At 63.8% G+C, this 9,790-nt stretch carries 8 protein-coding genes; 3 read left to right on the forward strand and 5 right to left on the reverse strand.

What is annotated here, in order from left to right:
* Positions 1-71 precede the first annotated feature (71 nt).
* Positions 72-4,766 (reverse strand): NAD-glutamate dehydrogenase, encoded by a 4,695-nt coding sequence (locus tag ACI3KW_RS20610; RefSeq protein WP_404849642.1) that lies wholly within the window; start codon positions 4,764-4,766, stop codon positions 72-74.
* Between the two features lie 239 nt (positions 4,767-5,005).
* Here ACI3KW_RS20610 and ACI3KW_RS20615 point away from each other — a divergent pair, with 239 nt between their 5' ends.
* The gene (locus ACI3KW_RS20615) at positions 5,006-6,019 is read left to right on the forward strand and encodes a sulfate ABC transporter substrate-binding protein (RefSeq protein WP_404849643.1); all 1,014 of its coding nucleotides are present in this window, start codon (positions 5,006-5,008) and stop codon (positions 6,017-6,019) included.
* A 96-nt stretch (positions 6,020-6,115) separates the two neighbouring features.
* Here the strand turns inward: ACI3KW_RS20615 and ACI3KW_RS20620 are convergent, their stop codons facing one another.
* The 4 genes from ACI3KW_RS20620 to ACI3KW_RS20635 form a co-directional block, all read right to left on the reverse strand.
* Positions 6,116-6,394, reverse strand: a complete 279-nt coding sequence (locus ACI3KW_RS20620) for a DUF6894 family protein (RefSeq protein ID WP_262168804.1) — start codon at positions 6,392-6,394, stop codon at positions 6,116-6,118.
* A 96-nt stretch (positions 6,395-6,490) separates the two neighbouring features.
* Complete coding sequence (locus ACI3KW_RS20625; RefSeq protein ID WP_404849644.1) at positions 6,491-7,042, reverse strand: flavin reductase family protein; 552 nt, start codon at positions 7,040-7,042, stop codon at positions 6,491-6,493.
* Positions 7,039-7,377: a ferredoxin FdxA gene (gene fdxA, locus ACI3KW_RS20630; protein ID WP_404849645.1), complete on the reverse strand. Its 339-nt coding sequence runs from the start codon at positions 7,375-7,377 to the stop codon at positions 7,039-7,041. The genes ACI3KW_RS20625 and fdxA overlap by 4 nt, the downstream gene beginning before the upstream one ends.
* A 182-nt stretch (positions 7,378-7,559) precedes the next feature.
* On the reverse strand, positions 7,560-8,162 hold the full coding sequence (locus ACI3KW_RS20635; RefSeq protein ID WP_404849646.1) for a superoxide dismutase: 603 nt from the start codon (positions 8,160-8,162) through the stop codon (positions 7,560-7,562).
* Positions 8,163-8,261: 99 nt separating this feature from the next.
* Between ACI3KW_RS20635 and ACI3KW_RS20640 the strand changes: the two genes are divergently transcribed.
* Together ACI3KW_RS20640 and ACI3KW_RS20645 are read left to right on the forward strand one after the other, a co-directional pair.
* Positions 8,262-8,924, forward strand: a complete 663-nt coding sequence (locus ACI3KW_RS20640; protein WP_404849647.1) for a helix-turn-helix transcriptional regulator — start codon at positions 8,262-8,264, stop codon at positions 8,922-8,924.
* Positions 8,921-9,412 (forward strand): group III truncated hemoglobin, encoded by a 492-nt coding sequence (locus ACI3KW_RS20645; protein ID WP_404849648.1) that lies wholly within the window; start codon positions 8,921-8,923, stop codon positions 9,410-9,412. Before ACI3KW_RS20640 ends, ACI3KW_RS20645 begins: the two co-directional genes overlap by 4 nt.
* The last annotated feature ends 378 nt before the right edge of the window (positions 9,413-9,790 follow it).

The following is a 9,790-nucleotide window of genomic DNA, read 5'->3' on the forward strand; positions in this document are numbered from 1 at the left end:
TCAGTTGTCGCCAGTGTGATGATGCCCCGTCCGGAGGCAAGGCCGACTTTCGGCTAGATGCAGCGCCTGCCTCACCCCTCCCGCGCTAAATCCGCCAGCAAGCCTGCCGCCACGCTCAACCGCGACACCGTCAGCGTCCCCTGCGTCAGCTCCGCCACCGCCGCCGCCGTCCGCGCAACCCCGGCGCGTTCCTCGGTGTTCCACCGCGCCAATCGATCCGTCACCGCGCCACCCGGCACTTTGAGCACGTCGGCCGTGATATCGCGCTGCGCCCGCATCACATTGGCCAGCGCCCGGTCCAGCGCCATGCGGTCGAACCGGTCGGCCAGCACAATGGCGCGGCCCTGTTCGATCACCGGCCACAGATTGAACGCCCCGAACACCCCAAAGAATGCCGCCGCCCCATCCGCCACCGACACGCCGCAGCGCTCGCTGACCAGCACGATATCGCTGGCATAGGAGAGAACAGGCAATTCCGCCAAGCCCCGCGCCACCGCCTCCGGCACACCTTGCGCCACCAAACCTGCAATCCGCGCCGCCACCGCCTCGCCCAGCGACGAGGGCAGGGCACTCGTCAGCATGCTGCGCAGCGTCGCCACGCCTGCCTTGTGCCGCGCCACCAGCGCCTCAAGTCCCTCGCTCACATTGGCATTGCGCAGGAACCACAAAGTCTCCTGCCGCAACAGGTCCGCCACCTCGGCATAAAGCCCCAATTGTACCGCGCCCGGCACCAATCCATCGAGCCCGTCGATCATGGTATTGAGCTCGGTCAGCCCATAGACGTCGCGCGTGGCCGCATAAGCCAGCGCCACTTCCCCCGGATTGGCGCTGGTCGAGCCCATCATTTCGCTGACAAAGGCCGGCCCACCACGATTGATCATCGCATTGGCCAGCACCGTCGCGATCACTTCGCGCTTGAGCCGATGTTGCGCCACCGCATCGGGATAGCTCGTGTGCAGCGTCTCGGGGAAATAGCGATAAAGCTCGCCCGCGAGATACGCATCGTCGATATCGTGCCCTTCCAAAAGGTCGGCATAAAGCGTCAGCTTGGCATAGGCCAGGATCACCGCCAGTTCCGGCCGGCTCAGGGCCGCCCCGCGCGCATCAAGCGCCGCGTCACTGGGCAAGAATTCCACCGCCCTGTCCAGCAATCCCCGTGCCTCCAACTGCTCGATCAAAACCCGATGATCTGGCAATTCCGCCATGCCCGCCCGCTCGGCTAGCGAAATCGCCAGGGTCTGCAGATAATTATTGCGCAGGCACAGCGCCGCTACCTCATCGGTCATGCTGGCAAGGAAGCTGTTGCGCGCCGCCATATCCAGCGTGCCAGCTGCCACCAACGGAGCCACGGCAATCTTGATATTGACCTCAAGATCGCTCGAATTCACCCCGGCCGAATTGTCGATGGCGTCGGTATTGATCCGCCCGCCGGCCAGCGCATAATCCACGCGCCCGCGCTGCGTCACGCCCAGATTGGCGCCTTCTCCGATCACCTTGGCGCGCACTTCGCTTGCCACTACGCGGATCGCGTCATTGGCCCGGTCGCCCACTTCGGCGTCGGTCTCCTGCGCGCCGCGTACATAAGTGCCAATGCCGCCAAACCACAGCAAATCCACCTGCGCCCGCAAAATCGCCGACATCACCTCTGCCGGCGTCGCATGCGCGGCCTCGATCCCCAACACGGCCCGCGCCTCCGCACTCAGCGGAATGGATTTGAGGCTGCGCGAAAACACCCCGCCGCCTTTGGAAATCAGGCTCTGGTCATAATCCTGCCAGCTCGAACGGGGCAGGGCGAACAGCCGCTGCCGCTCCGCCAGCGATTTGCCTGCGTCCGGGTGCGGATCGATAAAGATGTCGCGGTGGTCAAACGCCGCCACCAGCTCGATTTCCGGGCTCAGCAACATGCCATTGCCGAACACGTCCCCGCTCATGTCGCCTACGCCGACCACAGTGAAGGGTTCGCGCTGGATATCGCGGTCCATCTCGCGGAAATGCCGTTTCACGGCCTCCCAACCGCCGCGTGCCGTAATGCCCATTTTCTTGTGGTCATAGCCGGCCGAACCGCCCGAGGCGAAGGCATCTCCCAGCCAATAGCCCCGGCTGGTCGCGATTCCATTGGCCGTGTCGGAAAAGCTCGCCGTGCCCTTGTCGGCCGCCACCACGAGATAGGGATCATCCCCATCCCGCCGCACCACATCGCGCGGCGGCACCACGACGCCCTCGACCAGATTGTCCGTCACATCGAGCAGAGCGCCGATGAAAATCTTGTAGGCGGCCACGCCTTCGGCCAGAAACGCCTCGCGCGCCATGCCCGGCGTCAAATGCTTGGGCACGAAACCGCCCTTGGCCCCCACCGGCACGATCACCGCATTTTTCACCTGCTGCGCCTTGACCAGCCCCAGCACTTCGGTGCGGAAATCCTCCGGCCGGTCCGACCAGCGCAAGCCGCCGCGCGCAATGGCGCCAAACCGCAGATGAACGCCTTCCACCCGTGGCGAATACACCGAAATCTCGCGGAACGGCCGCGGCGCGACCATGCCATCCACCCGCCCGCTATTGAACTTGATCGCCAGCGCTGGCATGCGATTGCCGTCGGCATCGCGCTGGAACGCATTGGTCCGCACCGATGCTTCCACCAGGTTCAGGAACCGCCGCACAATCGTGTCTTCATCGAGCGACGGCATGGCATCCAGTGCCGCCGCAATCGCCTCGCGCGCCTGTTCGGCCGCCACTTCCCGCTCGGTTGCCCGTGGGTCATGCAGCGCATTGAACAGATCGATCAGCGCCGTCGCCGCTGCACTCTGCTTCACCAAAACGCTGGCAATATAGCGCTGCGAATAAGAAATCCCGATCTGCCGGACATAGCGCGATAGCGCCCGCAGGAATGCGGCATCGTTCCAGGCGAGTCTAGCGCGGCTCACCAGCGTATTGAGCTGGTCGCTTTCCGCCGCCCCGTTCCATACCGCCAGCAGCCCTTCCTCGACCGCTGCGCCCCGCGCCGCCACATCGAACCCGGCTTCAATGGGCTCCAGCACCATATCGTGCAGATACCGCTCCACCCCGTCGCGCGGCACGATCGTATAGGTTCGCTCGTCGATCACCCGGAACCCGAAGGCCTCCAGCATTGGCACCCGATCGCTCAGCGGAATAGCCGTCTCGCGGTGATAGAATTTCAGCCCGAGCGAGCCATCCGTGCCGGTGCGGCTGCGCAGCCTGATGGCCACGCCCGTGCCATCGCCCAGCGCCTGCAGCGCGGCAATATCGGCATGGGCATCCTCGGCTGTGTTGCGCGATTGATAGGCCGGCGAAAACGCCCCGCGATAATCGCTGATCGAAGCCGGGTTCGCCGCCGTCGCCGCCAGCGTGTCGCCAAAATTGGAGGTTAGCGCATCCACGCGCGCTTCCAGTTCCCCGCGGCTTGGCCGTGGTGTCGGCCCGGCAATCCGCCCGATGATCACATGCAGCCGGACCAGCTCGCCCTCGGGAAAATTCGGATAAAATGCCGAAACCCGCCCGTCATAAACCTGCGCCAGATACCGCGTGATCCGCGCCCGCGCTTCCCCGTCATAGCGATCACGCGGCACATAAACCAGGATCGAGACGAAATTGTCGAACCGGTCGATGCGCGGCAAAACCCGCACCCGCGGCCGGTCATACAGCGCCGAAATCGCGCTGGAAAATTCATAGAGCTGCTCCACCCCGATCTGGAACAGCTCGTCGCGCGGATAGCTATCCAGCGCGCTCAGCAGCGCCCGCCCGTCATGCCCCAGCGGGTCGAGCCCGGATTTGCGCATCACCTCGGCAATCTTGCGGCGGATGATCGGCACGTCGGTATGCGGCATGGCCAGCGCCTGCGCGGTGAACAGCCCCACCACGCGCAGTTCACCTGTCGCCTCGCCATTGGCGCCAAACAGCTTGATGCCCACATAATCCAGATGCACCCGCCGATGCACCCGCGAGCGCACATTGGCCTTGGTCACCAGCAGCGGCTCGCTTTCGGCCATAAAGGCAGTGTGTTGCGGCGTCGTCTCCACATAATCGGCGCCGCTGCGCAGCACGCGCACATCGGGGTCACGCAATATGCCCAGCCCGCTCCCCGCGACCGGGGCAAGCGCTTCGCCCTCGACGCCATATTGGCGCAGGCCCAGAAAGGTAAAATTGTGCTCGATCAGCCAATCGACAAAGGCCAGCGCTTCGTCACGCTGCGGCCCCTTGATCCTCTCCAGGTCCTTGGTCGCCCGCCGCAAGCGCTCGAGCATAGGCTGCCAGTCGCGCACCGCATGGGCCACATCGCCCATCGTGCTCTCGATCTCGCTCACCAGCCCGTCGACATCGGCCACCGGGTCGCTGTGAATATGGAGGAGGCTCAGCGAACGCCCGTCGCCATCATTGACCTCGCCATTGCCCACCAGCACCACCGGATGGGTAAATAGCCGCACATTGCCGCCCGCGGCCCGCACGGCCGCCAGCGCGCTATCGACGATAAACGGCATGTCGGGCGACACGATATCGAGCACCAAAGCCTCGCCCGCCGCGACCGGGCGTGTGGCAACAATGCGGCTGTTTTCCCCGTCATAGGCCAGCAAGTGTTTATAGGCCTGCCGCAACACCGATTCGAACGCATCTGGCGCCTGCGTGCCAAGGTCCTCGCCATCGGTCGCCAGAATGGCGGCCTTGAAGAAGCGCCCAAATCCCGGCTCGCTCGCCAACAATAGTGCCGCCCGCTCGAGCATGATCTGCCGGTTGGACCTATCCTCATGCGTCACGTCGTGTACTCCCAGTCTCGCACCGCCACTGTAGGCACCCCGGCACGCGCTGTCTGCCATCCCTTCGCACAATAGCGCGAGCAGACAATGCGTGGATGACAACGATCAGCCCGCGCCTCAGCCTGCGCCTCCCTCCTTCGCAGAGGAGGGTCCGAAGGTGGAGTGACGAGAGCCACCAGCCTTGCAGCATCCCCGCGATCTGGCTAGCCTCCCGCCACGATCCAAGCGGGAGACGAATGATGAGAAAACTACCCAGGATACTGGCCCTGGCCGGCCTCGCCGCGCTGGGCTTTGCAGTCACCGCGCATGCGCAGGACCGCACCATCATCAATGTGAGCTACGATCCGACACGCGAGCTCTATCAGCAGTTCAACCAGGCCTTCATCGCCCATTGGCAGGAGACCAAGGGCGAAACCGTGGCCGTTCAGACCACCCATGGCGGCTCCGGCGCCCAGGCTCGCACCGTCATCGATGGCCTCGAAGCCGATGTGGTCACCCTGGCGCTCGAAAGCGACATCAATGCCATCTCCGACGCCGATCCCACGCTGATCCCGGAAAACTGGCGCGGCACGTTTGAGAACAATAACGCGCCCTATACCTCGACCATCGTCTTCCTGGTCCGCAAGGGCAATCCCAAGGCCCTCAATGACTGGGGCGACCTGACCAAGGATGGCGTCGAAGTCATCACGCCCAATCCGAAGACCTCCGGCGGTGCTCGCTGGAACCTCCTGGCCGGTTGGGCCTGGGCCAAGGCTCAGCCCGGCGGTAGCGACGAAACCGCCAAGGCTTACATCACCGATCTCTACAAGCACGTCCCCGTGCTCGATACCGGCGCCCGCGGCTCCACCACCACTTTCGTGCAGCGCGGCATTGGTGACGTGCTCCTTGCCTGGGAAAACGAAGCCTATCTCGCTCTCGAAGAACTCGGCCCCGACGCCTTCGACATCGTCACCCCCTCGGTCTCGATCCTGGCTGAGCCCCCAGTCGCCCTCGTCGTCGGCAATGCCGAAAAGAAGGGCAATACGGATCTCGCCACGGCGTATCTGGAATATCTCTATTCCGACGAAGGCCAGGCCATCGCAGCCGCCAATTACTACCGCCCGTTCAAGCCGGAAGCGGCCGCGCCCGAGGACATTGCCCGCTTTGGCGAGGTGAACCTGGTCACCATCGAAGACTTCGGCGGCTGGCGCAAAGCCCAACCCGAATTCTTCGGCGATGGCGGCGTGTTCGACCAGATCTATGCCGGTCAATAAGCACCAATAAAAACAAAACGCCGGCTCCAGTGGCCGGCGTTTTTTATTTGGATGCGCTCCCTTGCGAGCACCTTCTCCCCACAAGGGGGAGAACCCTCAATGCATAGTCACCGGCCCCACCGGCGACCCCGGACCTTCGCCCACCTTGGGCCCGGCCCAAAACACCACATACAGCAGCTCCACCCCCGCCGCGTCGGTGATCTCGATCGACCGCGGCGCCCGCGCATCCCCGCCCGTGCTCATCGCACGATCGATGATCGCCCGGCCCAGTTCGGCGGCATTATGTTCGGCAGCATCGAGATCGCTGAATTCGCTCCCATCGGTGTCGCGGATCAGCTCGTCATCGGTGCGGTAATGGAAAAAGTAGCGGGGCATGGACATCTCCCTCGCCGATAGAACTTCCAGCAGCGCCCGAGGGTTGCGCGCCGCCAGCGACAAATCACACGACCCAGCTTGGCACCTTCCCGGCGATCAGTCGAGGGGGGCTATCCCATGATAGCCATGCCGCTGCCACAACAACGGCGTGCGGCTCGTCGTGGTCTCCGCCTCGACGATCGCGCCGGCAAACAGCACATGCGTGCCCGTCTCCATCGCGCCGATGACCTCGCAATCGAACGCCGTCACCGCCCCCAGCAGCATTGGATTGCCCGATGGCCACCGCGTCCAGTCGCCCACGCCAAAGCGATCCGCCGGGTCGAGCCGCCCGGCAAAAGCATCGGCCACCGCCGCCTGGTCATCGGCCAGCATGGCAATGGAAAATCCGCCCGTCTTGGCGATGATATCGGCCATGCGGCTGACAATATCGATGGAGATCAGCAAAGCCGGGGGCGTCGCCGACAGCGAAATCACCGACGTCGCCGTCCGCCCGATCACCTCGTCGCCCCGCCGCGCCGTCACCACGCTCACCGTCGAGGCCATTGCCGCCATGGCCGAGCGGAATTCGGCATTGCCGACCGTCGGCCGGCGCGGCGCCCGCAACGCCATACTATCTGGCAGTTCGAAATCGGCCATCTCTGTCGTCACGATCCTTCTCCCGGACGCTCGGAAAAGAGGTCGCGGAATTTATTGGGCACGCCTTCCATCGCCTTGGCATTGGCGGGTGGCGTGCCTTTTTCGACTATGTTCGGCCACAGCCTTGCATATTTGCGGTTCAGTTCCGCCCAGTTCTCCAGCCCGCTTTCGCTATCGGACTTGATCGCGTCGATCGGGCATTCCGGCTCGCACACCCCGCAATCTATGCACTCGTCGGAGTTGATGACCAGCATGTTTTCACCCTCATAGAAGCAATCCACGGGGCAAACCTCCACGCAATCCATATGCTTGCAGGCAATGCAATCTTCAGTGACGACATAGGTCATAGGCAGTCTCGAATATAGGGGCAGGTCTCGTGGCACGAACCACGAGGTCGTGGCACAATCTCGCCCACCCACCGCATCTCCCTCGGGCTTGACCCGAGGGCCATTCTCAGCACGGCACCAGCGGCGAAAGACCCTCGGGTCAAGCCCGAGGGAGCATCAGCGGGTGAAAAATGTCAGGGAATTCACCCCAAATTTGCTTCCGCAAACTCATAATTCGCCAGCTTATCGAGGAAATTGGTCACGTAATCCGGGCGGCGATTGCGGAAATCGACATAATAGCTGTGCTCCCACACATCGAGCCCCAGCAGCGGCTTGCCTTCGCCAGTCGCGAGCGGATTGGAGCCATTGGGCGTCTTGGTCACCTTGAGCTTGCCATCGGTCCCCAGCACCAGCCAGGCCCAGCCCGACCCAAATTGCGTCGTCGCCGCGGTCTTGAAAGCATCCTTGAATGCCTCGACGCTCCCCAGATCGCTCACGATCTTGGCTTCGAGCTTGCCCGGCAGCGCGCCACCCTTGGGCGACAGCGCAGTCCAGAAATGAATATGGTTCCAGTGCTGCCCGGCATTGTTGAACACCGGCGCCAGGTCGGCCTTGTCCTTGGCAAAGGCAATGATTTCTTCCAGCGACTTGCCGGCCAGATCGGCGTTCTTCTCGACGAACCCGTTGAGCGCCGTCACATAGGCCTGGTGGTGCTTGTCATGGTGCAGTTCGAGCGTTTCCTGGCTCATGCCGCGCTCGGCAAGCGCGCTATGGGCATAGGGCAGGGCGGGGAGTTCAAAGGCCATTTTCACGTTCCTCTTTGGTCTTGCAGCCAGCGCCGCTTGCATTTTGGCGCCGGCCCGTTTAATTTCCAAGCAATGACTTTGAAAACCCATTCGCCAGATATGTCAAGCCAGACCTTGGAAAATGCGACCTGGTCGCCGCGCAGCCCTTCCGAGCGGGTGCTGATGGCGCTCAAAATGCATGGCGCATTGTCCTCGTCAGCACTCGGCTCGCTCCTCGGTACTTCGGGCGAAGCCGCGCGCCAGCAGCTCGTGCGGCTCGCCGAAGAGGGCTTGGTTGCCGCTTCCAGCGAGGCACGCGGGGTAGGGCGCCCCACCCAAAGCTGGTCGCTCACCCCGGCCGCCCAGTCCCGCTTTCCCGATACCCATGCCGCGCTCACCGTGCAGCTGCTCGATATCGTCCGCTCTTCGCTCGGCCCCGCCGCGCTCGACACCATCATCGCCGCCCGCGAAGCCGAAACCCGCGCCGCCTATGAAAGCGTCATCGCCGACCAGCTCAGCCTGCGCGACAAGGTCGCCGCCCTGACCGATCTGCGTTCCGCCGAAGGCTATATGGCCGATTGGCGCGAGCAGCCCGATGGCTCGCTCCTGCTGGTCGAAAACCATTGCCCCATCTGCGCTGCCGCCACCGCTTGCCAGAATTTCTGCCGCGCCGAAATCGACGTTTTCCGCGCCGTACTGGGGCCGGATATCGAGGTGACGCGCGAGGAACACATCGTGGCCGGCGGCCGCCGCTGCAGCTACGCCATCCGGGAAGCCCAATGACCGCTGACAATCCTCGCCCCCCCGTCGGCACGCGCCATCAGCGCACCGGCTGGGAAACGCCCGCCCAGCTCGACGAAGCCATGATCGCCGCGGTGGTCGACGCCTTTTACGCCGAAGCCCGCCGCGACCCCGTCATCGGCCCGGTGTTCAATCGCGTCATCCCGCCCGAACACTGGCCCCAGCACATCGCCACCATCACCGATTTCTGGAGCTCCATGCTGCTCGGCACCGGCCGCTATGCCGGCCGCCCCATGCCCAAGCACATGGCCATCCCCGAACTCTCCGACGCTCATTTCATGCGCTGGCTGCGTCTGTTCCGTGAAACGGCGGAGAAGCTCTGCCCACCCGATATCGCCGCCCTGTTCACCGAACGCTCCGAACGCATCGGCAACAGCTTCCGCATGAACATCGCCATGCGCCGCGGCGACGACATCACCCGCATGGGCCCGCTCCAGCGCGAAACGCCGAACTGGACCCCGCCCGAATAGGGGCGCCAAACTCGCAGTCGTCACCCTCGCCATTCCTCCACGGTGTCATTCCCGCGAAAGCGGGAACCTCCGTTTGCCGGCCTTGGTTAAGCAAACAGAGGTCCCCGCTTTCGCGGGGATGACACCGTGGACGTTGCTAGTTCTGCGCAGTTCTGTCAGTCGTCCACCCTCCCCCTTGTGGGCTTCGAGCCGTCCCATAGGGCAAATCGCTCCAGTGGAGCGATTTGAGGGGAGAAGGCCGTGAGAGCTATGCTCGAATGGCTAGGAAGCGAGATAGGACTTAGCGTGAGCTAAGTCCGTGATCGAGCAGGGTGGGGGTATGCTTCCGCACACGCCGCACCGCGTATGACCACCCACCCCCACAACACCAATATTCCC

Source organism: Devosia sp. ZW T5_3, assembly GCF_044987315.1.
In the GTDB taxonomy this organism is placed as follows: domain Bacteria; phylum Pseudomonadota; class Alphaproteobacteria; order Rhizobiales; family Devosiaceae; genus Devosia.